Annotated in this window: 28 protein-coding genes; 12 read left to right on the top strand and 16 right to left on the bottom strand. The window is 73.0% G+C overall.

Annotation, left to right across the window (positions count from 1 at the left end; all coding sequences use genetic code 11):
* Positions 1-256: 256 nt before the first annotated feature.
* The gene (locus Ae331Ps2_RS14630) at positions 257-622 is read left to right on the top strand and encodes a hypothetical protein (RefSeq protein WP_233147422.1); all 366 of its coding nucleotides are present in this window, start codon (positions 257-259) and stop codon (positions 620-622) included.
* Positions 623-1,155: 533 nt separating this feature from the next.
* Here Ae331Ps2_RS14630 and Ae331Ps2_RS14625 read toward each other — a convergent pair.
* Positions 1,156-1,926: an isoprenyl transferase gene (locus tag Ae331Ps2_RS14625; protein WP_075312368.1), complete on the bottom strand. Its 771-nt coding sequence runs from the start codon at positions 1,924-1,926 to the stop codon at positions 1,156-1,158.
* A 116-nt stretch (positions 1,927-2,042) separates the two neighbouring features.
* On the opposite strand from Ae331Ps2_RS14625, the gene Ae331Ps2_RS14620 reads away from it, so the two are divergent.
* On the top strand, positions 2,043-2,669 hold the full coding sequence (locus tag Ae331Ps2_RS14620) for a hemolysin III family protein (RefSeq protein ID WP_075312370.1): 627 nt from the start codon (positions 2,043-2,045) through the stop codon (positions 2,667-2,669).
* A 24-nt stretch (positions 2,670-2,693) separates the two neighbouring features.
* On the opposite strand, the gene Ae331Ps2_RS14615 is transcribed toward Ae331Ps2_RS14620, so the two are convergent.
* On the bottom strand, positions 2,694-2,987 hold the full coding sequence (locus Ae331Ps2_RS14615; protein ID WP_139318813.1) for a hypothetical protein: 294 nt from the start codon (positions 2,985-2,987) through the stop codon (positions 2,694-2,696).
* 90 nt (positions 2,988-3,077) lie between these two features.
* On the bottom strand, positions 3,078-3,956 hold the full coding sequence (gene mca / locus Ae331Ps2_RS14610) for a mycothiol conjugate amidase Mca (RefSeq protein ID WP_075312374.1): 879 nt from the start codon (positions 3,954-3,956) through the stop codon (positions 3,078-3,080).
* Between the two features lie 544 nt (positions 3,957-4,500).
* On the opposite strand from mca, the gene greA reads away from it, so the two are divergent.
* Entirely contained in the window at positions 4,501-4,989 is a 489-nt protein-coding gene (greA, locus tag Ae331Ps2_RS14605; RefSeq protein WP_170917035.1) for a transcription elongation factor GreA, read from the top strand.
* 63 nt (positions 4,990-5,052) lie between these two features.
* Here the strand turns inward: greA and ilvA are convergent, their stop codons facing one another.
* The gene (gene ilvA / locus Ae331Ps2_RS14600) at positions 5,053-6,276 is read right to left on the bottom strand and encodes a threonine ammonia-lyase (protein ID WP_075308271.1); all 1,224 of its coding nucleotides are present in this window, start codon (positions 6,274-6,276) and stop codon (positions 5,053-5,055) included.
* A 91-nt stretch (positions 6,277-6,367) separates the two neighbouring features.
* Here ilvA and Ae331Ps2_RS14595 point away from each other — a divergent pair, with 91 nt between their 5' ends.
* The gene (locus Ae331Ps2_RS14595; protein WP_020621958.1) at positions 6,368-6,595 is read left to right on the top strand and encodes a hypothetical protein; all 228 of its coding nucleotides are present in this window, start codon (positions 6,368-6,370) and stop codon (positions 6,593-6,595) included.
* A 12-nt stretch (positions 6,596-6,607) separates the two neighbouring features.
* Here Ae331Ps2_RS14595 and Ae331Ps2_RS14590 read toward each other — a convergent pair whose 3' ends face one another.
* The 3 genes from Ae331Ps2_RS14590 to Ae331Ps2_RS14580 are packed head-to-tail and all read right to left on the bottom strand — an operon-like array spanning position 6,608 to position 9,643.
* Positions 6,608-7,753: a cystathionine gamma-synthase gene (locus tag Ae331Ps2_RS14590; protein ID WP_075308273.1), complete on the bottom strand. Its 1,146-nt coding sequence runs from the start codon at positions 7,751-7,753 to the stop codon at positions 6,608-6,610.
* Positions 7,754-7,791: 38 nt separating this feature from the next.
* On the bottom strand, positions 7,792-9,162 hold the full coding sequence (locus Ae331Ps2_RS14585) for a cystathionine beta-synthase (protein ID WP_075308275.1): 1,371 nt from the start codon (positions 9,160-9,162) through the stop codon (positions 7,792-7,794).
* A 19-nt stretch (positions 9,163-9,181) separates the two neighbouring features.
* Positions 9,182-9,643, bottom strand: coding sequence for a pyridoxamine 5'-phosphate oxidase family protein (locus Ae331Ps2_RS14580; protein ID WP_043276228.1), 462 nt, complete (start codon positions 9,641-9,643; stop codon positions 9,182-9,184).
* 112 nt (positions 9,644-9,755) lie between these two features.
* Here Ae331Ps2_RS14580 and Ae331Ps2_RS14575 point away from each other — a divergent pair, with 112 nt between their 5' ends.
* Positions 9,756-10,976, top strand: coding sequence for an acetyl-CoA C-acetyltransferase (locus Ae331Ps2_RS14575; protein ID WP_020621954.1), 1,221 nt, complete (start codon positions 9,756-9,758; stop codon positions 10,974-10,976).
* 64 nt (positions 10,977-11,040) lie between these two features.
* Here the strand turns inward: Ae331Ps2_RS14575 and Ae331Ps2_RS14570 are convergent, their stop codons facing one another.
* From Ae331Ps2_RS14570 to Ae331Ps2_RS14560, 3 genes are all read right to left on the bottom strand, one after another.
* Positions 11,041-11,481: a hypothetical protein gene (locus Ae331Ps2_RS14570; RefSeq protein WP_075308277.1), complete on the bottom strand. Its 441-nt coding sequence runs from the start codon at positions 11,479-11,481 to the stop codon at positions 11,041-11,043.
* Between the two features lie 145 nt (positions 11,482-11,626).
* Positions 11,627-12,448 (bottom strand): Bax inhibitor-1/YccA family protein, encoded by an 822-nt coding sequence (locus Ae331Ps2_RS14565; protein WP_075308279.1) that lies wholly within the window; start codon positions 12,446-12,448, stop codon positions 11,627-11,629.
* A 155-nt stretch (positions 12,449-12,603) separates the two neighbouring features.
* Entirely contained in the window at positions 12,604-12,921 is a 318-nt protein-coding gene (locus tag Ae331Ps2_RS14560; protein WP_139318814.1) for a hypothetical protein, read from the bottom strand.
* Between the two features lie 192 nt (positions 12,922-13,113).
* Between Ae331Ps2_RS14560 and Ae331Ps2_RS14555 the strand changes: the two genes are divergently transcribed.
* Positions 13,114-13,338, top strand: coding sequence for a hypothetical protein (locus Ae331Ps2_RS14555; protein WP_020621950.1), 225 nt, complete (start codon positions 13,114-13,116; stop codon positions 13,336-13,338).
* 25 nt (positions 13,339-13,363) lie between these two features.
* On the opposite strand, the gene Ae331Ps2_RS14550 is transcribed toward Ae331Ps2_RS14555, so the two are convergent.
* Positions 13,364-13,582 (bottom strand): hypothetical protein, encoded by a 219-nt coding sequence (locus tag Ae331Ps2_RS14550; protein WP_139318815.1) that lies wholly within the window; start codon positions 13,580-13,582, stop codon positions 13,364-13,366.
* 256 nt (positions 13,583-13,838) lie between these two features.
* Here Ae331Ps2_RS14550 and Ae331Ps2_RS14545 point away from each other — a divergent pair, with 256 nt between their 5' ends.
* Entirely contained in the window at positions 13,839-14,084 is a 246-nt protein-coding gene (locus tag Ae331Ps2_RS14545) for a DUF397 domain-containing protein (protein ID WP_060713255.1), read from the top strand.
* A 7-nt stretch (positions 14,085-14,091) separates the two neighbouring features.
* Here the strand turns inward: Ae331Ps2_RS14545 and Ae331Ps2_RS14540 are convergent, their stop codons facing one another.
* Positions 14,092-15,141, bottom strand: coding sequence for a nitronate monooxygenase family protein (locus tag Ae331Ps2_RS14540; protein ID WP_075308283.1), 1,050 nt, complete (start codon positions 15,139-15,141; stop codon positions 14,092-14,094).
* A 102-nt stretch (positions 15,142-15,243) separates the two neighbouring features.
* Here Ae331Ps2_RS14540 and prcB point away from each other — a divergent pair, with 102 nt between their 5' ends.
* Positions 15,244-16,035: a proteasome subunit beta gene (gene prcB, locus Ae331Ps2_RS14535; RefSeq protein ID WP_020621946.1), complete on the top strand. Its 792-nt coding sequence runs from the start codon at positions 15,244-15,246 to the stop codon at positions 16,033-16,035.
* Between the two features lie 10 nt (positions 16,036-16,045).
* Here prcB and Ae331Ps2_RS14530 read toward each other — a convergent pair whose 3' ends face one another.
* On the bottom strand, positions 16,046-16,603 hold the full coding sequence (locus Ae331Ps2_RS14530; protein WP_233147421.1) for a GrpB family protein: 558 nt from the start codon (positions 16,601-16,603) through the stop codon (positions 16,046-16,048).
* A 29-nt stretch (positions 16,604-16,632) separates the two neighbouring features.
* On the opposite strand from Ae331Ps2_RS14530, the gene Ae331Ps2_RS14525 reads away from it, so the two are divergent.
* On the top strand, positions 16,633-16,986 hold the full coding sequence (locus Ae331Ps2_RS14525) for a VOC family protein (protein ID WP_075308286.1): 354 nt from the start codon (positions 16,633-16,635) through the stop codon (positions 16,984-16,986).
* Positions 16,987-16,991: 5 nt separating this feature from the next.
* Here Ae331Ps2_RS14525 and Ae331Ps2_RS31260 read toward each other — a convergent pair whose 3' ends face one another.
* Positions 16,992-17,198: a hypothetical protein gene (locus Ae331Ps2_RS31260; protein WP_139318816.1), complete on the bottom strand. Its 207-nt coding sequence runs from the start codon at positions 17,196-17,198 to the stop codon at positions 16,992-16,994.
* An 81-nt stretch (positions 17,199-17,279) separates the two neighbouring features.
* Here Ae331Ps2_RS31260 and Ae331Ps2_RS14520 point away from each other — a divergent pair, with 81 nt between their 5' ends.
* The 3 genes from Ae331Ps2_RS14520 (at position 17,280) to Ae331Ps2_RS32050 (ending at position 18,603) form a co-directional block, all read left to right on the top strand.
* Positions 17,280-17,879, top strand: coding sequence for a TetR/AcrR family transcriptional regulator (locus Ae331Ps2_RS14520; RefSeq protein ID WP_233147420.1), 600 nt, complete (start codon positions 17,280-17,282; stop codon positions 17,877-17,879).
* A gap of 8 nt (positions 17,880-17,887) precedes the next feature.
* On the top strand, positions 17,888-18,382 hold the full coding sequence (locus Ae331Ps2_RS14515; protein ID WP_075308290.1) for a hypothetical protein: 495 nt from the start codon (positions 17,888-17,890) through the stop codon (positions 18,380-18,382).
* 83 nt (positions 18,383-18,465) lie between these two features.
* Positions 18,466-18,603: a hypothetical protein gene (locus Ae331Ps2_RS32050; protein WP_158071448.1), complete on the top strand. Its 138-nt coding sequence runs from the start codon at positions 18,466-18,468 to the stop codon at positions 18,601-18,603.
* Here the strand turns inward: Ae331Ps2_RS32050 and Ae331Ps2_RS14510 are convergent.
* Together Ae331Ps2_RS14510 and Ae331Ps2_RS14505 are read right to left on the bottom strand one after the other, a co-directional pair.
* Positions 18,585-19,139, bottom strand: a complete 555-nt coding sequence (locus tag Ae331Ps2_RS14510; RefSeq protein WP_075308292.1) for a dihydrofolate reductase family protein — start codon at positions 19,137-19,139, stop codon at positions 18,585-18,587. The genes Ae331Ps2_RS32050 and Ae331Ps2_RS14510 overlap by 19 nt on opposite strands.
* A gap of 5 nt (positions 19,140-19,144) precedes the next feature.
* Entirely contained in the window at positions 19,145-19,783 is a 639-nt protein-coding gene (locus Ae331Ps2_RS14505; RefSeq protein WP_075308294.1) for a dihydrofolate reductase family protein, read from the bottom strand.
* Positions 19,784-19,905 lie beyond the last annotated feature (122 nt).

The raw sequence follows: 19,905 nt of genomic DNA, 5'->3' as shown, positions 1-19,905 counted from the left end.
CACGCAGGGTGCACGATCCGCGGACGGCGACGGCTCGGACGCGCGGGGCCAGAACAACCTATTTGGGGAGTATCGGAACCGTCAGTGAAAGTGTACCTCGATTGGGTCACGAGATTTGTTTCGTCGGAATAACACCGGTAGCTTTTCAGGTAGTCGGTACGGGCTCCCCCTCGTCAGCGTGCCGGCACGCGTGAGACCGGCTTCGGGCGGACTCGAGACTCAACAGGAGAAAACTGCGCTGAAGAAGGCTGGAATCGTGGTTGCGGCCTCCGCCGCGTCCCTGCTCGCCCTGTCCCCGCTCGCCTTCGCCGGCGACAAGGACGGCGACCACGGCCACAAGGGCGGCCACCACGGTGCCGAGAACGTCATCGACAAGGACGCCAAGGGCCTCATCGCCGGCCTGAACGGCAACAACCTCAACGTGCCGATCCAGGCCTGCAACAACAACATCCCGGTCAACGTGCTGGGCGTGCAGGTCCCGGTCGAGGACGCCTCCGCCCTCAACGGCCTCACCGGTGCCCTGGGCATCCTGGGCGACGCCAAGGCGAAGTCCGGCGACTCGGTCACCGACCAGTCCGACAACTGCGGCCAGGAGGCCGGCGCCGGCGACTCGATCGGCTGATCTCCTCGCAGATCTGAGAATGCCCCGGAGCTTCTGCTCCGGGGCATTCTCGTGTGTCACCCCGGGCACCCGCCGGAGTGACCGAAATTCCGCCGGGTCACCGTTCACCGCGTCCGCGCGGCCGTGTTCACCCCGTCGTGTCGACGCCACCGATACCGATCTGATTCACCAGTGACGTGATCACGCTCCGTACTCGGGCCGGCGGCCTCGCCGGCCGTCCTCCTCCCGGACACGTTCCAGAGCGCACGACGGTGCCGGACACCGGACACCGGACACCGGACATGATCACCGGTTGTGGAGCGGAGCGGCCGCAACGCGAACGTCGGACTCCACAACCGGTGATCATGCAGCCCGACAGGTGGAGCCAGCCGAGCCGGAGCAGGACGGCGCGCTGAGCCCGCTCGCGTTCGCGGGTGAGCACGGTGGCGACGCCTACATCGACGACAGCAGCACCAAGGCCGAGGCCTCGACCGTCGGGGGCTCCGAGAGAGCCATGACGAGTGAGTCGACCGGGAGCCACGGTCGATCCGAGTTCATCCGCCGAAACGTCGGTGTCGCGCGCCGAAGTCGCGCAGGGCGCGCAGGAAATCGACGCGGCGGAACTCGGGCCAGTAGGCCTCGCAGAACCAGAACTCCGAATGGGCCGACTGCCACAGCAGGAACCCCGACAGACGTTGCTCACCGCTGGTCCGGATGACGAGGTCCGGGTCAGGCTGACCGGAGGTGTAGAGGTGCTCCGCGATGTGGTCGACGTCGAGCGACTCCGCGAGCTCCTCGATCGTCCGTCCCGCCTCCGCCTGGGTCAGCAGCATCTTGCGGACGGCGTCCGCGATCTCCTGCCGGCCGCCGTAGCCGACGGCGACGTTCAGCTGGATGCCCCCGCGGTCGCTGGTACGGGCGACCGCCGCGGTCAGCCGGTCGGCCAGGCTGCTCGGCAACAGCTCCATCGCGCCGACCACCCGCAGCCGCCACGGCGTGTCCGGACCGGAGAGGTCGTCGACGACCCCGGCGATGATCTCCAGGAGGTCCTTGAGCTCCTCCGGGGAGCGGGTGTCCAGGTTGTCGGTGGACAGCAGGAACACCGTGACGACCTCGACGCCGGCCTCCGAGCACCAGCCGAGCATCTCCGCGATCTTGGCCGCGCCGGCGCGGTGCCCCTCCGCGGGGTCGACCAGGCCGGCCTCCCGCGCCCAGCGGCGGTTGCCGTCGAGGATGAGCGCCACGTGCCTGGGCCGCTCGGTCCCGGCGATCTGACGCAGGATCCTGCGCTCGTACACCGTGTAGAGCAGGTCTCGGAGGGCCACGTACACGGAGCCTAGTCCCGCGTGTGGCGTTCGTCCGCCGGACGGGACCCCCGCCGTCTCGACCCGTAACCTCGGGGCGCGTGAGCATCGCCCCGTCCGTCCCGCTCAAGCCCCGTATGCGGGGCTGGTTGCACCTGTGGAGCCTCGTCGGTTCCGTCTTCGCGTGCGCCGCACTGATCAGCGTCGCGGGGGCGCTCGTCGGGACCTCCGCGGCCGTGGCCACGGCCGTCTACACGCTGACCACGTTCGGCCTGTTCGGGATCAGCGCGCTGTACCACCGGCACACCTGGGCCGACCCGGCCCGGCGACGGCTGATGAAGCGCCTCGACCACTCGATGATCTTCCTGTTCATCGCGGGCACCTACACGCCGGTCTCGGTGCTGGCGCTCCCCGCGGCCACCGCCACCTGGGTGCTCGCCGTCGTCTGGGGCGGGGCACTCGCCGGGGTCGCACTCAAGCTCGCCTGGCCGACCGCGCCGGCCTGGGTGGGAGTGCCGATCTACATCGCGCTCGGGTGGGTCGCGGTGTTCGTGCTGCCCGGGCTGCTGGCCGGAGGCGGGGTCGCCGCACTCGTCCTGCTGCTCGCCGGCGGGGCGCTCTACACCGTCGGCGCGGTCATGTACGCGCTACGACGGCCCGACCCGTGGCCCGCGACGTTCGGCTACCACGAGTTCTTCCACGCCGCGACGGTCCTGGCCTGGGCCTGCCACCACGTCGCGATCTGGCTGGTCCTGCTGCGCTGACCCGCGCTCCCGCGGGTCGGCGACTCAGGAGCGGGCCGTTCCGGGCTCGCCCCGGTCGGTCGCGGCCGGGTCGGATCCGCCCTCGGCGGTCCCCTCGCCGTCGAAGGACTCCGGGAGGCGGGTGATGCGCTTGCTCATGTTGCGGATGAGGAAGACCGTCGCGAGCAGCAGGAGCAGCACGATCGCCAGCCCGGCCGGCGCCGCGTTGCCGAACTCCGGCAGCTGCCCGGGCGGCGGGGGACGGTCCTGCATCGGGACGAGCAGGCCCGTCACGACCTGGTTCACCACAGCCGTCACGTTCTCGACCTGCACCGCCACGCGCCTCCGTACTCCGGTTCCCGGGTCACCGGCACCGTCCCGGAGCTGCGGGACGGTCCGGTGGCCAGGCTACCCGCGGGGCCCGCGCCGTCAGCCGGCGCGGCGGCGCTCCCCGCCGACCTCGACGGGGATGCCGGCGAACAGGTCGTCCTCCGGGATCTCGGTGTCGACCAGGGAGTGGACCAGCTCGTAGTCCTCGGTGGGCCAGACCCGGGCCTGCACCTCGAGCGGGGTGAAGAAGAACCTGCTGTTCGGGTCGATCTGGGTGGCGTGCGCGCGCAACGCGTCGTCCCGCCGGCCGAACCAGTCCGAGCACGGGACCCTGGTGGTCACCCGGGTGCCGGGGTCGGGCCGGTCGCTGGTCCAGTTCTCCAGCCACTCCGCGTACGGCGACTCCTGGCCGGACTCGACGATCGCGTTGTGGAAGGCCTCCAGCCGGGCCTTGGAGAAGCCGTGGCCGTAGTAGAGCTTCAGCGGCTGCCACGGGGCGCCCGCCTCCGGGAAACGCGCCGGGTCGCCGGCGGCCTCCCACGCGGCCATCGAGATCACGTGGGTGCGGATGTGGTCCGGGTGCGGGTAGCCGCCGTTCTCGTCGTAGGTGACGAGGACGTGCGGGCGGAACTCACGGATGACCTTCACCAGTGCCGCGGTCTGCTCCTCGACGTCACCCAGGGCGAAGCAGCCCTCGGGCAGCGGGGGCTTCGGGTCGCCCTCGGGCAGGCCGGAGTCGACGAAGCCGAGCCAGACGTGCTGCACGCCGAGGATCTCGGCGGCGCGGGCCATCTCGTCCCTGCGGACCGCGGTCATGTTCTCCAGGACGTCCGGCCGTTCCATCGCGGGGTTCAGGATGCTGCCCCGCTCGCCACCGGTGCAGGTCACGACCATGACCTGGTGCCCCTCGTCGACGTACCGGGCGGTGGTCGCCGCGCCCTTCGAGGACTCGTCGTCGGGGTGGGCGTGCACCGTCATCAGCCGGGGACGCTCGCCGGGCGCCGGCAGCTGGACCGGGCGCGGGGCGGACGGGGTGTACTGCGTAGCCATCGGGGCGGGTTCCTCCACGGTCACCGGACTCGGGTCCCGCGCCGGTGGTCTGCCGGCGGCGGGCGGCGAGGCGTGCTCAGGGACGATCCTGGCAGAGAGGGCCGACAGGAACCGCGCCGAGCACGGGCACCGGCATCCGCAACGCCGTCGCCGGCGCCATCTGTTCCCGCCGGTGGACCGGTCTGCGACGGGCGGTTGCCGCCGGCGGGGACGGTACGGCTGCCCTGCCGTCGTCGACCCCACTACCTGCGAATACTTCTCCCGCGGGAACTTTCCGGGACCCGCACCCGTTCACCGAAAGGCTGCGACGAGCGGCACGCTCCGTGGTAAGGTGAGCCCCACACGACCCGCAGGCGGGTCGTGTTTTTCCTTACTCGGGGCGTGCTGCTCGGAGCCGCCACCCCCGTGTGCCCGCCGGGCGCCAGGCGTCCCGGCGGCGACACGTCCTGCTTTCCTGGAGGAGTTGATGACGGTGACGGACACCCAGGCCACCTGGCTGACCCAGGACGCCTACGACCGGCTGAAGGCCGAGCTGGACGGGTTGATCGAGAACCGGCCCGTCATCGCCGCGGAGATCAATGCCCGCCGCGAGGAGGGTGACCTGAAGGAGAACGGCGGCTACCACGCCGCCCGCGAGGAGCAGGGCCAGCAGGAGGCCCGGATCCGTCAGCTGCAGGAGCTGCTGCGCACCGCCCAGGTCGGCACCGCGCCGTCCAGCTCCGACGAGGCCTCCCCCGGCACCGTGCTCGAGATCCGCTACGAGGACGACGACGAGGCCGAGCGGGTCCTGCTCGGCTCCCGCGAGGAGGGCAGCCACGGCGACCTGCAGGTCATCTCGCCGCACTCCCCGCTCGGCGCGGCGCTGCTCGGTGCGAAGCCGGGTGACACCCGCGAGTACCAGCTGCCCGACGGCGGGACCATGAAGGTGACGCTGGTGTCGGTGGAGGCCTTCACCGGCTGATCCACACCCACCCGCGGAACGGGCCCGGCCGGTCGGCCGGGCCCGTTCGCGTGTCCGGGCAGGTCACGGCGTGGCGACCGCGTGCCCTGCCTCGCGCAGGTCGGCGACGATGGCGTCGCGGTGCTCGGGCCCACGCGTCTCCACGCTGAGCTCGACGTCGACCTCCCCGACCGCGAGCGCACCCCTGATCCGCGAGTGCGCGACGTCGGTGACGTTGGCCCCGAGCCGCCCGACCCGGGCCAGCAGCTCGGCGAGCGCGCCGGGCCGGTCGGGCATCCGCAGGTGCAGGGTGAGGTAGCGGGACGAGGCGACCAGGCCGTGCCGGATGACCTGCAGCAGCACGAGCGGGTCGACGTTGCCGCCGGACAGCACGCAGACGACCGGCCCCGGCCACCGGTCGGGCTGCTCCATCAGGGCGGCGACGGACGCGGCCCCGGCAGGCTCGACGAGCATCTTCGCCCGTTCCAGGCAGTGCAGCAGCGCCGCGGACAACGCGTCCTCCGAGACCGTGACCATCTCGTCGATCAGGGCGCTGACCTGGGCGAACGTGACGTCACCCGGGCGGCCGACGGCGATCCCGTCGGCCATCGTGCGCATCCCGCCGACCGGCATCGGCGCACCCGCCGCGAGCGACGACGGCCAGGCCGCGGCACCCGCGGCCTGCACCCCGACGATCCGGATGTCCGGCCGCGCGGCGCGCAGGACCGCGGCGGTCCCACCGAGCAGCCCACCACCGCCCGCGGAGATCAGCACCGTGCCGACGTCGGGGACCTGGTCGAGGATCTCGCAGCCGACGGTGCCCTGCCCGGCGATGATGTCGGGGTGGTCGAAGGGGTGCACGAACACCGCGCCCGACCGCTCGGCGGCCGCGGTGGCGGCCGTGACGGCCTCGTCGACGGTGCGGCCGGTGAGCACGACCTCGGCGCCGTAGCCGCGGGTCGCGTCGACCTTGGGCAGCGCCGCCCGCTCGGGCATGTACACGGTGGCGCGCACGCCCAGCAGCCGCGCGGCGAGCGCGACGCCCTGGGCGTGGTTGCCGGCCGACGCCGCGACGACACCGCCCGCGCGCTCGTCGTCGGAGAGGCGGGCGATGCGCGTGTAGGCGCCGCGGATCTTGAACGACCCGGTGCGCTGCAGGTTCTCGCACTTCAGACCGACCCGGGAGCCGGTCAGGTCGGACAGGGCACGGGCACCGGCGACGGGCGTGGTGCGCACGACACCGGAGAGCAGTTCGCGGGCGGAGAGCACGTCGTCGGCGGTGACCGGGGGGATGACGGGGGCGGCCATACCGGCAGTCTCGCACCGCCCCGGGTAACCTCGCCGGTGTCTCACCGGGCGTGACGTCCCCTGCGCGCCCGGTGTCGGGAGGGACTCGGGAATGACGCGTCTGCGCACGACGGCACCGCTGCTGCTGGCCGCCGGACTGGCGGCGCTCGCGGTGGCGACCGTGCACGACGCGGGCTGCGCCGACCCGGGCCGCTACGAGGCCCGCGGCGACGGCACGTGGTCGCTGGTCGGTGGCTGTGTGGACCCGGGTGACCTGGTCGTCCCGCCGCCGCCGGTGGTCCAGCCCCCCGCGCCGTCGCCGGAGCAGTCGCGCAGCTGAGCCCGTGCGGCGCTACCGGACCGCGTCGAGTGCGGCCCGCAGGTCGTCGAGCAGGTCGTCGGCGTCCTCGATGCCGACCGAGAGCCGGATCAGCGAGTCCGGCACCTCGAGCATCGACCCCGCGGTCGAGGCGTGGGTCATCTCGCCGGGGTGCTCGATCAGCGACTCGATCCCGCCGAGCGACTCGGCGAGGGTGAACAGCCGGGTGCCCGCGCAGATCCGCAGCGCCGCGTCGCGCCCGCCCGCGGCGAGGAACGACACCATCCCGCCGAACCGGCGCATCTGCTTGGCCGCGACCTCGTGGCCGGGGTGCTCGGGCAGGCCCGGGTAGAGCACCGAGGCCACCGCGGGGTGCGCGGAGAGCATCTCGGCGACGCGCTCGGCGTTGTCGCAGTGGCGCTCCATGCGCACCGCGAGGGTCTTGGCGCCGCGCAGGGTCAGCCAGGCGTCGAACGGGCCGGGCACCGAGCCGGTGGAGTTCTGGACGAACGCGATCTGCTCGGACAGCGCGTCGTCGTCGGTGACCAGCGCGCCGCCGACGACGTCGGAGTGGCCGCCGACGTACTTGGTCGTGGAGTGCACGACGACGTCGGCGCCCAGCGCCAGCGGCGTCTGCAGGTAGGGCGAGGCGAAGGTGTTGTCGACGACGAGCCGCGCGCCCACCTCGTGCGCCACCCCGGCCAGCGCCGCGATGTCGGCGATGCCGAGCAGCGGGTTGGTCGGGGTCTCGCACCACACGACCTTCGTCGTGGGGCGCAGCGCCGCGCGCAGGGCGTCGTGGTCGGCGAGGTCGACCGGGGTGTGCTCGACACCGAACCCGGACAGCACCTTGTCGACCAGGCGGAAGGTGCCGCCGTAGGCGTCGTGCGGGATCACCAGGTGGTCACCGGGCCCCAGCAGGACCCGCAGCAGCGTGTCCGTCGCCCCCATCCCGGAGCCGAACGCGTGCGCGTGCCGGCCGCCCTCCAGGGCGGCGAGCTGGTCCTGCAGCACGGTCCTGGTCGGGTTGGCGCTGCGGGAGTACTCGTACCCCCCGCGGGTCCCGCCGACGCCGTCCTGGGCGTAGGTCGAGCTGGTGTGGATCGACGTCGTCACCGCGCCGGTCGTCGGGTCCGGGACCTGGCCGGCGTGGATCGCGCGCGTGGAGAAGCCCTGCATGGGCGCCGAGGCTACTCCCGGCGCCCGTGCGGGCCGGATCAGGCGTTGCCGCCGAGGAAGGCGATCACGTCGGAACGGGTGACGACGCCCGCGGGCTTGCCGTCCTCCAGGACCAACGCGGCGTCGGCCTTGGCGAAGGCCTCCATCGCGTCCTGCACCGACTCGCCGGCGCCGAGGGTCGGCAGCGGCGGGGACATGTGGTCCTCGAGCCGGTCCGAGAGCTTGGCCCGCCCGGTGAACAGCGCGTCGAGCAGGTCGCGTTCGCTGACCGAGCCGGCGACCTCGGCCGCCATGACCGGCGGCTCCGCCTTGACCACGGGCATCTGGGAGACGCCGAACTCGCGCAGGTAGAGCGCGGCGTCGGCGACGGTCTCGTTGGGGTGGGCGTGCACCAGCGAGGGCAGTGCGCCGTCCTTGCGCCGCAGCACGTCGCCGATGGTCGTGCCCTGCGACGGGGGGAGGAAGCCGTAGCTGGCCATCCAGCGGTCGTTGAAGACCTTGCCGAGGTAGCCGCGGCCGCCGTCGGGCAGCAGCACGACGACCACCGCGTCCGCGGGCAGCGTCGCGGCCACCCGCAGGGCGGCGACGGTCGCCATCCCGCAGGAACCGCCGACGAGCAGCGCCTCCTCGCGGGCGAGGCGGCGGGTCATCTCGAAGGAGTCGCCGTCGGAGACGGCGACGATCTCGTCGCAGACGTCGCGGTCGTAGGTGGTCGGCCAGAAGTCCTCGCCGACGCCCTCGACCAGGTAGGGACGGCCGGTCCCGCCGGAGTAGACCGAGCCCTCCGGGTCGGCACCGATGATCCGCACGGCACCGTTCGACTTCTCCTTGAGGTACCGCCCGATGCCCGAGATGGTGCCACCGGTGCCGATCCCCGCCACGAAGTGCGTGATCCGGCCCTCGGTCTGCTCCCAGATCTCCGGGCCCGTCGAGTGGTAGTGCGACTCCGGGTTGGCCGGGTTCGCGTACTGGTTGGGCTTCCAGGCGCCCTCGATCTCGCGGACCAGGCGGTCGGAGGTCTGGTAGTAGGAGTCCGGGTGGTCCGGCTCGACCGCCGTCGGGCACACCACGACCTCGGCGCCGTAGGCCTTGAGGACGTTGCGCTTGTCCTCCCCGACCTTGTCCGGGCACACGAACACGCAGTGGTAGCCCTTGCGCTGGGCGACCATCGCCAGCCCGACGCCGGTGTTGCCCGAGGTCGGCTCGACGATCGTGCCGCCGGGACGCAGCTCACCGGAGGCCTCGGCGGCCTCGACCATCCGCAGGGCGATGCGGTCCTTCACCGATCCACCGGGGTTCAGGTACTCGACCTTGGCCAGGACCGGCGGGGCGATGCCCTCCGCCGACGCTCCCAGCCGGACGAGGGGCGTGTTCCCGACCAGGTCGACGACGTGCTCGACGTAACGCATGCATGCATCCTCGCACCGTTCACTCGCGCGAGACCTCGTGCATCCCGCCTGCCGGGGTCCACCACCGGACCACGAGACGGTTCCGCGCGTCGTTCAGCCCGGTCCAGACGACCTCGGTCAGGTCGACGCGGAACGCGTCGCCGGTGACCGGCCCGGAGAGCGGGCCCTGCAGCACCGCCCGGCCCGACACCTTCAGGTCACCGTCGCCGAGATCTCCGCCGGACTGGTCGGCGGGCGCGGCGTGCAGCGCGAACCGCGGGTCCCGCCGCAGGTCGGAGCCCTTCCGGGCGCCCGGCATCGATCCGAAGGAGAGCTCGGTGTCACCGGCCGCGTCGTCCAGCACCACCTCGATCCCGGAGACGCGCGGTGACCCGTCGGCCCGCAGCGTCGCGATCACGAGCGCGATCCCCCGCCGCAGGATCCGCTCGGACAGCTCGGCGAACGCGGGCTCGGCCCGCCGGAAGTCTCCCCACGTCGTCATGGACGAGAGCATGCCGCGCACCCCTGACGGTTTCGTCACGCCGTCTCCCGATCATCGGTTACCGGCGAGTAGGGTCGATGGGAGTGGTACCTGCGATGGAGGAGGACGTCCCATGCCCGAAGCCGTGATCGTCGCCGCGGCCCGGTCCCCGATCGGCCGCGCCAACAAGGGCTCCCTCGCCGGGATGCGCCCGGACGACCTGACCGTACAGATGATCCGCGCCGCCCTCGACCAGGTCCCGCAGCTGGACCCGGCCGAGATCGACGACCTGATGCTCGGCTGCGGCCTGCCCGGCGGGGAGCAGGGCAACAATCTGGCCCGGATCGTCGCGATCCAGCTCGGCTACGACTCGCTTCCCGGCACCACCATCACCCGGTACTGCTCGTCGTCGCTGCAGACGACCCGGATGGCGCTGCACGCGATCAAGGCGGGCGAGGGCGACGTCTTCGTCTCCGCCGGCGTCGAGACCGTCTCGCGCTTCTCCCGCGGCACGTCGGACTCCTGGCCGGACACGCACAACCCGCTGTTCGCCGACGCGGAGGCCCGCACCGCCGAGACCGCGGAGAAGGGCGCCGAGACCTGGACCGACCCCCGCGACCAGAACCTGCTGCCCGACGCCTACATCGCGATGGGGCAGACGGCGGAGAACCTGGCCCGGTACAAGGACGTGTCGCGCGAGGACATGGACCGCTTCGCGGTGCAGTCGCAGAACCGCGCCGAGCAGGCCATCGCCGACGGCTTCTTCGCCCGTGAGATCACCCCGGTGACGCTGCCCGACGGCACGGTCGTCGACACCGACGACGGCCCGCGTCCGGGCACCACCTACGACAAGATCTCGCAGCTCAAGCCGGTCTTCCGTCCGGATGGGCGGATCACCGCGGGCAACGCCTGTCCGCTCAACGACGGCGCCGCCGCCCTGGTGATCATGTCCGACACCAAGGCCGAGCGGCTCGGGGTCACCCCGCTCGCACGGGTCGTGTCCACCGGCGTCACCGGGCTCTCGCCGGAGATCATGGGCTACGGCCCGGTCGAGGCGTCGCAGCAGGCACTGCGTCGCGCGGGCCTCACGATCGACGACATCGACCTCGTCGAGATCAACGAGGCGTTCGCCGCGCAGGTCCTGCCCAGTGCGCGCGACCTCGGCATCGACGAGGCGAAGCTGAACGTGCACGGCGGCGCGATCGCGCTGGGCCACCCGTTCGGCATGACCGGCGCCCGGATCACCACGACCCTGATGAACGGTCTGCGCAGCACCGGCGGCCGCTACGGGCTGGAGACGATGTGCGTCGGCGGCGGCCAGGGCATGGCGCTGGTGATCGAGAACCTCGCCTGATCCCACGGCGTCCTCAGGACGGGCCGGCCCGACCCGCGCGGGCCGGCCCGTCCGCGCGACGAGGTCAGGCCGCGTGGCCGGGCGGGTCGATGCGCACACCCGTGGTCTCGATCGCGGCCTCGGTACGCAACCGGGCGAACTCCCGGTCGGCGTCGAGCGCGCCCTGGGTACCACCCATCTCGACGTGGGCGCGCAGCGGCGGGTCCTCGACGCCGACGGCCCGGCAGACGTCGAGCAGCACGTCGTCGTAGGCGGCCAGCAGCGCCAGCCGCCGGACCCGGGTGGCCTGCTGCGGCCCGCGGCGCAGCCGGTCGAGCCGGCGCAGGTCGGCGACGAGCCGTTCCAGTGGCGGCCCGATCGGGCGCGGCGTCGGACGGCCTCGCCGCGCGGCGGCCCGGCGCGCCAGCCGGGACAGGTGCACCAACAGCCCCACCAGCACCACGGGGCCGAAGGCGATGGCCAGGAAGACGGCGATCCCGGTGACGACCGGGTCGTTCCCGGGCACGGCACCGACGCTACGACTCCCGGCTCCGCCCGGCCACCCCCGACACGACGACGCCGCGGACACCGGAGGTGTCCGCGGCGCGCGCGACCGGAGGGGGCGATTCCGGCCGCACCCGGCCCTCACGGGCCGGGTCGTGGGTGACCGGTCAGTCCTGGCGCAGGTAGCTCAGCAGGCGCAGGATCTCGATGTAGAGCCAGACGATCGTGGTCATGAGGCCGAAGGCGAGGTACCAGGAGTACTTCGCCGGGACACCGGCCTTGACCGCGTTGTCCGCGGCGTCGAAGTCCATCAGCAGGCTGAACGCCGCCACACCGATCACGACGATGCTGAACAGGATGGCCAGCGGGCCGCCGTCACGGAGGCCGAAGCCACCGTCGGTGAAGAAGCTCGCGACCAGGTTGGCCAGCATGAGGACGACGACGCCGATCAGGGCGCCCATCATCCACTTGGTGAAGCGCGGCGTGACCCGGACGGCACCGGTCTTGTAGACGACCAGCATGCCGAAGAAGACACCGGCGGTGCCGATGACGGCCTGGATCCCGATCCCCTGCAGGGCCGGGCTCTGCTGCATCATCCCGGTGATGCCGCCGAGGGCGACACCCATCGCGCCGGAGTAGATCAGCGTCAGCGGAGCGCTGGGCTTCTGCTTGAAGATGACGATCAGCGAGACGACCAGGCCGACGAGGAACGCCGGCAGGGCCAGGATGTAGAGCCCCGACATCACGGTCAGGATGCCGGCGACCAGCGCGAGACCCGCGCTGATCGCGGTCTTCTGGACGACGTCGTCGACCGTGATCGGGCGACCCGTCTCCTGCGTGGCCTGGGTCGGGTCGACGTAGGACGGCTGGGAGCCGGCCATGGCGGCGCCCCCGCCCATCATGCCGCCACCCGAGCGGTCGAACGTGGCGTAGCCGCCCTGCTGCTGTGTAGGCAGGTTGCGGAACGCCGGGTTGCTCGTGGAGCGCACCTGGATCCTCCTCGACGGACGTGTGCGGGGCCCACCTCTGGCAGGCCCTCACACGTGTGCAACGCCGAGGGAGAGCCGGGGGTTCCCGCTGGTAAAAGAAAATTTACCGCGTCCGGGGGTCCGGCGTCAGTCCTGTCCCCCACAACGGGCGGTGATCACCGTCCCGGGAGTCTCACCTGCGGGAACGTCGACGTCGTCGGCAGCGGTTCGGCACGCACCGCCGGCATCTCGGGCGTGGTGTCGTCGTGCCGGTCGTCCACGGTGTCGAGGGAGTCGAGGGTGTCGACGGAGTCGGCACGCCCGTCGACCAGCGGCGCGTCACCGCGCATCTCGGCGCGGATCAACGCCGGCCAGCGCCCGACCGAACCGAGCGCGGCCACCGCGGCGCGGCGTCCCGCCGGGCTGACCAGCACGGCGACCACGACGACCAACGCGACGGCGACGACCACGCCGCTGGAACCCGGAGCGAGCACGGGCGTACCTCCTCGCAGAAGCGGGCGCCCGGCCGGGGGCAGCCGGACCCACCCTCGCGCCGTACAACGATCCTGTGGCGGGTCGGTCACGGGCCGTCACCGCGCAGCGGGCGGACCCGCGCGGGCCGCACTACTCTCGGCGCGTTCGCGACGGCGCCTCCGTCGCCCCTCCAGTGAAAGGACGGTCCGGATATGTGGGCCCTGCTCTCCCGGCACCTGCGCGTGTGGCTGCTGCTGGCGGTCGGTGCACCGCTGCTGGCCTGGCTCCTGGGCAAGATCGGCGACGCCGTCGAGCGCCGCCGCGGCCCCAACACCCTGACCAAGCTGATCCGTTCGGGCCGCCGCTACCTGGAGCGGCGCAGCCGGGGACCGCTGCGCCGCCACGAGCAGACCGACCCCGAGCGGCTCGCCCGCTGACGACTCCCGCGCCGGCGCCGCACGCTCAGGCCGGCAGCATCCGGCGCAGACCCCAGCCGCGCCGGCGGGCGGGGCGCCGCCGCGGTGCCTCGTCCGCCGGGGGCGTCGGGTCGAGCTGTCCGCAGCGGCCGCACGGCACCCCGGCGACGTCGATCAGCGGGGCCGGGGACACCAGGTGGCCGCACAGCGCCGCATAGCGGCCGGTCCGCACCGAGTGCGGCGCACAGAGTTCCGCGTCGGTCACCTTGTGTGCACGACCGTCGAGAACCGACGTCAGCGTCAGGACATCGGGGCAGCCGGCGTCGTTCGTCCGTCCGGCGGTCACGACGACGCCCACACGACGGCAGATCCGTGCGTCGACCGGCGCATTTCTCTGGCCCCCTCAGCGTGTCAGTCGTTCCATCGTCACGGATCACACTTGCGGATGCAAGATCCCTTCCACAGTCTTTCGACACTCTCCGCAGTCAAACGGACGCCGCGGACACATCCGGAGGTCCCCCATGTCCCACTCGAACGGCACGCGCGCAGCAGATCTCGGCCCGGTGACGTGGCGTCGCCCGGCCGGCGGGGCCGCCGAGGGGCAGAACGTGGAGTTCGCCGTCCTCGACGACGGCCAGGTCGCCGTCCGCAACGCCCGCGACCCCGAGGGCCCGGTCCTCGTCTACACCCCGGCCGAGATCTCCGCGTTCGTCGACGGCGCCAAGAAGGGCGAGTTCGACGACATGGTCGACCCCTTCCGCGACTGAGCCGGGCTCACGGCAGCAGCGGGTCCGCCTCGCGCCACAGCCGGGCGACCACCTCGGACGCGGGGTCGGTCGTCGCGCGTCCGGCGGCCTGGCCCGCCCAGTGGTTCACCCGGTCGACCACGCCGGGCTCACCCGCGCGGTAGCGGGCCACCAGGCGTCGCTGGTGGGGGTAGGGCGCCGGCGCCGGGGCGCCCGGCACGGTCCAGGCCCGGACGAAGTCGGTGGCGATGCCGCGGGCCAGCCGGCCGGTGTAGGCGCGGGTGGTCGTCGTACCGGTGGGGTCCAGGCCGTCGAGCCGGGCGGACCAGCCGTCGTCGATCCCGGCCTCGGGACTGCGCAGCAGTGCCGTCCCCACCTGCACCGCGCTCGCGCCGAGGGTGAGCGCGGCGGCCAGGGCCCGGCCGTCGCCGATCGCCCCGGCGGCGACCACCGGGACATCGACGGCGTCGGCCACCCACAGGACGAGCGCGAGCAGCCCGACCGAGACGGTCTCGGCGTCGGCGGGGTCGGTGGTGCCACGGTGCCCGCCCGCCTCCATCCCCTGCACGACGACGGCGTCGGCCCCCGCCCGCTCCGCAGCGAGGGCCTCGGCGCGGGTCGTGACCGTCGCGAACCAGGCGCAGCCCGCACCGTGCACCGCGGCGACCTGCTCGGCCGTGAACAGCCCCATGATCGTCGAGACGACGGCCGGCCGGGCCGCCAGGACCGCGGCGAGCTGGTCGGGGAACGCCGGTCCGGGGCCGCCGGGCGGAGCCGGCGCACCGCCCAGGGAGTCGAGATAGGCGGTCTGGAGGCCCACGTCGTCGTCGGTGGGCGAGTCGGGGATCCACAGGTTGAGCTGGAACGGAGCGGTCCCGGCGAGGACGCGGAAGCGGGCAGCCCAGTCGGCGATCGCCTCCGGGGTGTCGTTGACGACGCCCGCCGCACCCATACCGCCCGCCGCGGCCACCGCGGCCGCCAGCTCCGGCGGGCAGGCCCCGGCCATCGGGGCCTCCAGGACCGGGACCCGCAGCCCGTGGCGTGTGCAGAAGGACTCGGCCCGGCTCCGTGCGCTCACCGTCGCGAGTGTGCCACTGCACCGCGGGTGGACCGGGGCGGCGCGGACAGGAAGGATCGACCCCGACCCCGACCCGCAGTGCGAAGGAGCCCGCTCCCCCTCATGACCGGACCCTCGTTCCTCGAGCAGCTGCGTGCGCACGCCCCCGAGCTGCTGCCCTCGCGTCTCCCGCGTGACCCCGCCCAGCGGGTCCCCGCCGACATGGACGTCCCGCACGGCACCACGATCATCGCGCTGACCTGGGCCGACGGGGTGCTGCTGGCCGGCGACCGGCGCGCCACCTCCGGCAACCTGATCGCGCAGAAGGACCTGGTGAAGGTCGTCGGCATCGACGACACCTCCGCCGCCGGGTTCGCCGGGTCGGTCGGTCACGCGTTGCAGATGCTGACGATGTTCGCGGCCGAGGTGGAGCAGTACGAGAAGGTCGAGGGCGCCCCGATCAGCCAGGACGGCAAGATCCGCAGGCTGTCGAGCATCGTGCGGGAGAACCTGGGCGCGGCGATGCAGGGCTTCGTCGCGCTGCCGCTGTTCGTCGGCTACGACCCGACCGACCCCGACCCGGTCCGCATCGTCACCTACGACCCGACCGGCAGCGTCAAGCGCGCCCGGTCCGGCTACGTCGGCATCGGGTCCGGCTCGCAGTTCGCCGAGGCGTCGCTGAAGAAGCGGCACGACCCGGGCGTCGACCGGGCCGGCGCGATCGCGCTCGCGGTCAACGCGCTGTGGGACGCCGCCGACGACGACACCGCCACCGCGGGTCCCGACCTCACCCGCGCGATCTTCCCGAACCTGATCACGGTGACCGCCGACGGCGTCGAGGAGATCGGCGTCGACGAGGTCCGGGCCGCGACCGAGCGGATGCTCGCCGAGCGGGCGGAGCGCCCCGGCGGCTGAGCCGACCGGGTCAGGGCCGGGGCGGGCCACCGGCCCGGCCGATGATCTCCTCGACGACCGGGCCCTTGGCGTCGGCGTAGAGGTTCATGTCGGCCCACTCCCGACCGGCGAGCCCACGCTTGTGCGCCTCGTAGCGCGCCCGCTCGTCGTCGTGGGTGCGCAGCCGGTCGCGGAACACCAGGTAGCGGGTGATCTCCGGGCTGCCCCGCGGGTAGCAGTGCAGGTTCACGGGCAGGTCCCCGACGGCGCCGCGCAGGCAGCGGTGCCCGGGCTCGCGCACCCGCAGGTCGTAGCCGTCGGCGAGCAGGTCGGGCAGGTAGGCCGGCTCGTCGTCGGGGTCGTCGAGCGCCACGACGACGTCGATCACCGGCTTCGCCGCGAGCCCCGGCACCGAGGTGGAGCCGATGTGCTCGATGCGGTGCGCACGCTCCCCCAGCGTCGCGCGCAGGCGGGCCGCCGCCGCGTCGAAGGCCGCGGGCCAGGCCGGGTCGGGCTCGGCGAGCTCGACGACGACCGGACGCATCCCGTGCACGAGTGCCCGGTTCAGCTCGTCGTGGCGACTGGTCACGATGCCGAGCATGCGGGCAGACTGCCTCGGTGTCCACGCTGCGCTCGGTCGCCCCGGTCTTCGCCACCACCGATCTCGACCGGTGGCTGGACCACTACCGGGCGCTCGGGTTCACCGTCGAGCGCTACGACGACGGCTACGGCTTCGCCGCCCTCGGCGGCGTGGAGCTGCACGTCTCGGTGCTGCCCGACCACGACCCGGCCCGCACCGCGGGCTGCGCCTACCTGCACGTCGACGACGCCGACGCACTGCACGCCCGCTGGTCGGCCGTGGCCGGCGGCCGCGAGGTGGCGCCGGTCGACACCCCCTACGGGCTGCGCGAGGGCGCGCACCACGACCCGGACAACAACCTGCTGCGCTACGGCTCGCCGCTGCAGGACTGATCCGCTCAGCCCGCTTTCTCCCGCCGGTCCAGCACGACGACCGCGGCCCCGGTGAACACGAGCACGACCGTCGGGTAGGCCCACGGCAGCGCCGGTGCGTCGCCGAGCGGGACCGTCCACAGGCCGATCCCGCCGGTGATCAGGTACTGCAGCAACGGGATCGCTCCGAGGAGCACCCCGAGGATCCCGGCGATGTTCTGTGCTGTCCTCACATGCCCCCCTGTAGCAATGCAGTCGCATTGCAACAGCTCCATCGGGCCTTGTCAATGCGACCGCATTGCTACAGTGGCGTGGTGCCCCGTTCCGTCGACCACGACGCCCGACGCTCCGAGATCGCCGACGCCGTGCTCGCGCTCGTCGCGCGGTCGGGCACCGAGGCGGTCTCGCTGCGCTCGGTCGCGGCCGAGGCCGGGATCTCGATGGGCCGCGTGCAGCACTACTTCGCCAGCAAGGACGCGCTGCTGTTGCACGCCCTGGACCGGTCGCACCGGCAGATGGAGGAACGGATCGAGGCCAGGGCCCGGGCCGTGGGCGGCGGGGATCGGACCGTCCTCGCGACGATCCTCGACGAGCTGCTCGGCGAGCACCCGCGGACCCGCGACGCGCTGCGCATCCACGCCGCCTTCGCCACCCGCGAGGTCGACGAGCGGGCGCGGGCGATCCTCACCGACGGCGACGACGAGATCCATGCCCTCGCCGTCCGGGTCGTCGCCGACGCCGGATCGCCCGATCCGGACACCGACGCGCACGCGCTGCTCGCCCTGACCTCGGGGCTCAGCACGGAGGTCGCGCTGCACGGCGCTCCCGTCGACCGCGCCCGGCGCACCCTGACCGCGATGCTCGACCGGCTGGCCCCCGCCACGGCGCGCGCACCGGCCGGCGACCCGGAATGATCCGAGCGGTGCGCCCCTGGTTCCCGCTCCTCGCCGGCTCGGTGTTCTACGCGTTCGCCCTGGTGTGGGCGGCCGGGGAGCTGCCGGAGGACGGGGTGCCGCTGCACTTCGACCCCGCGGGCGTGCCGACCGCGTTCGGCACCCGCGCCGGGTTCCTGGCGCTCGGCACGCTGTTCGGGCTGCTCGTCGCCGGGATCGGGGCGGGGCTCTACCGCCTGGTCACGACCGGGTCGCTGGCGCGGGTGTCGGTGCCGCACCGCGACTACTGGACGGCGCCGCAGCGGGTCGGAAGGCTGCGCCACATGCTCGCCGAGGACATGGGACGGACCTTCGGCGGGACGCTGCTGCTGCTCACCGTCGTCCCGGTGACGGCGGTGTACGCCACCCGCAGCGACCCGCCGCGGCTGCCGGTCGGGCCGGTCTGGGTGGTGCTCGTCCTGCTGGTCGTCGGGATCGTCGGGTACTGCGTGTACCTGGGGCGTTACCGGTACCGGCCGGTCTGAACGGTCACGCGCCGGCGACGGTCCGCCGCCGGGTGCGCAGGGCAGTCCTGGCGCAGACGCGCCCGCTGCGGGAAGGTGCCGGGGTGGCACGGATCGGACCGGGGGACGTCGCCCTCACCATGGCCGACCTGCGGGTCGTGACCCGGTTCGCCGCGCTGACGACCGCGCTGGACGACGCGTTGCGCGACCGATGGGTCCGGGGTCAGCGGACACGCTCATAGCGCAGGTGCACGGTCCCGCCGTCGAACACACGCTGCTCGATCAGCCGCAGCCGCAGGTCCGCACCGGGCGGGAGGAACGGCTTCCCGCCGCCGAGGACGACCGGCACCACCCGCGGGCGGAACTCGTCGATCAGCTCCAGCAACGACGCCGCCAGCCCCGGCCCGCCGACGGCCAGCTCGCCGTCGTTCTCCGCCTTCAGCCGGGACACCTCGTCCAGTGCGCCGACTCGACGGACGAGGCGGCACCCGGGCGCGACCGAGGTCAGCGAGTCGGAGAACACGACCCGCGGGACGGCGGTGTAGAGCTGGGCGAACTCCGCCTCCACCGGATGCCCGTCGGCCCGCTCGGGGGCGGTCCAGAAGTCCTCCATGATCTCGTAGAGGCCACGGCCGAACAGGAACACCGACGTCGCGCGGGTCTGGTCGTTGGACAGGCGGTGCACCTCCTCGTCGGGGTCGCCGAAGGCGATGCTGCCCGTGGGGTCCTCGACGAAGCCGTCGAGGGACATGCTCATGGCGTAGGTGACCAGGCCCATGGGTGTCAGCCCTTCCGGTTCCAGAACTGGTGGATGCGCCCGCTCGGCGAGGCGACCGACTCGACGGTGAACCGGTCCTCGACGCCGGTCAGCCCCTCCCACGGGGACACCCCACGGCCGAGGACGATCGGCAGGATCACCACGTGCATGACGTCGACCAGGTCGGCGTCGAGGAACTGGCGGATCGTCGAGGGTCCCCCGCCGAGCCGGACGTCCAGCTCGCCCGCGGCCGCACGCGCGACCGTCAGCACCTCCTGCGCCGACCCGTCGACGAAGTGGAAGCTCGTCCCGTTCGCGAACTCGATCGGTGGCCGCGGATGGTGGGTCATGACGAACACCGGGGTGCGGAACGGGGGCTCGTCGTCCCACCAGCCCTGCCAGCCGTCGTCGGTCCAGGGGCCGGTCTGCGGGCCGAACTTGCGCCGCCCCATGATCTCGGCGCCGATCCCCTGGGCCCACGTGCTGGTCAGGGCGCGGTCCGGGGTGACGGGGGCGTCCACACCGCCGATCCCGTGGATGAACCGCCCGTCGAAGCCGGCGAAGAGCGCCCCGGCGTCGCCGATCGGGGCGTCGAGGCTCACGTGGTCGCCGGCGGCGTAGCCGTCGAGGGAGACGAACAGGTTGTGCACCCGGGTGCGGGACATGGGGGCTCCTCGGTGGACGTGGCTCAGATGGTCGACCGGCGGGGGCGGCGGAACTCATCGCCCGCGCTGCGACGACGGGGCGGCGGGCACGTCGAACTCGAACGGGACGGGGCAATCGTCAC

Source organism: Pseudonocardia sp. Ae331_Ps2, from assembly GCF_001932405.1.
Lineage (GTDB): Bacteria > Actinomycetota > Actinomycetes > Mycobacteriales > Pseudonocardiaceae > Pseudonocardia.
This window is presented reverse-complemented; position numbering and strand designations above follow the sequence as displayed.

Bases quoted from the DNA above. Each gene is read 5' to 3' on its own strand.
- Ae331Ps2_RS14620 (WP_075312370.1), top strand. From the start codon at position 2,043: ATGCGGGGCTGGTTGCACCTGTGGAGCCTCGTCGGTTCCGTCTTCGCG.
- mca (WP_075312374.1), bottom strand. From the start codon at position 3,956: ATGACGGTGCACGCCCACCCCGACGACGAGTCCTCGAAGGGCGCGGCG.
- ilvA (WP_075308271.1), bottom strand. From the start codon at position 6,276: ATGGCCGCCCCCGTCATCCCCCCGGTCACCGCCGACGACGTGCTCTCC.
- Ae331Ps2_RS14595 (WP_020621958.1), top strand. From the start codon at position 6,368: ATGACGCGTCTGCGCACGACGGCACCGCTGCTGCTGGCCGCCGGACTG.
- Ae331Ps2_RS14590 (WP_075308273.1), bottom strand. From the start codon at position 7,753: ATGCAGGGCTTCTCCACGCGCGCGATCCACGCCGGCCAGGTCCCGGAC.
- Ae331Ps2_RS14585 (WP_075308275.1), bottom strand. From the start codon at position 9,162: ATGCGTTACGTCGAGCACGTCGTCGACCTGGTCGGGAACACGCCCCTC.
- Ae331Ps2_RS14580 (WP_043276228.1), bottom strand. From the start codon at position 9,643: ATGACGACGTGGGGAGACTTCCGGCGGGCCGAGCCCGCGTTCGCCGAG.
- Ae331Ps2_RS14575 (WP_020621954.1), top strand. From the start codon at position 9,756: ATGCCCGAAGCCGTGATCGTCGCCGCGGCCCGGTCCCCGATCGGCCGC.
- Ae331Ps2_RS14555 (WP_020621950.1), top strand. From the start codon at position 13,114: ATGTGGGCCCTGCTCTCCCGGCACCTGCGCGTGTGGCTGCTGCTGGCG.
- Ae331Ps2_RS14545 (WP_060713255.1), top strand. From the start codon at position 13,839: ATGTCCCACTCGAACGGCACGCGCGCAGCAGATCTCGGCCCGGTGACG.
- prcB (WP_020621946.1), top strand. From the start codon at position 15,244: ATGACCGGACCCTCGTTCCTCGAGCAGCTGCGTGCGCACGCCCCCGAG.
- Ae331Ps2_RS14510 (WP_075308292.1), bottom strand. From the start codon at position 19,139: ATGGGCCTGGTCACCTACGCCATGAGCATGTCCCTCGACGGCTTCGTC.
- Ae331Ps2_RS14505 (WP_075308294.1), bottom strand. From the start codon at position 19,783: ATGTCCCGCACCCGGGTGCACAACCTGTTCGTCTCCCTCGACGGCTAC.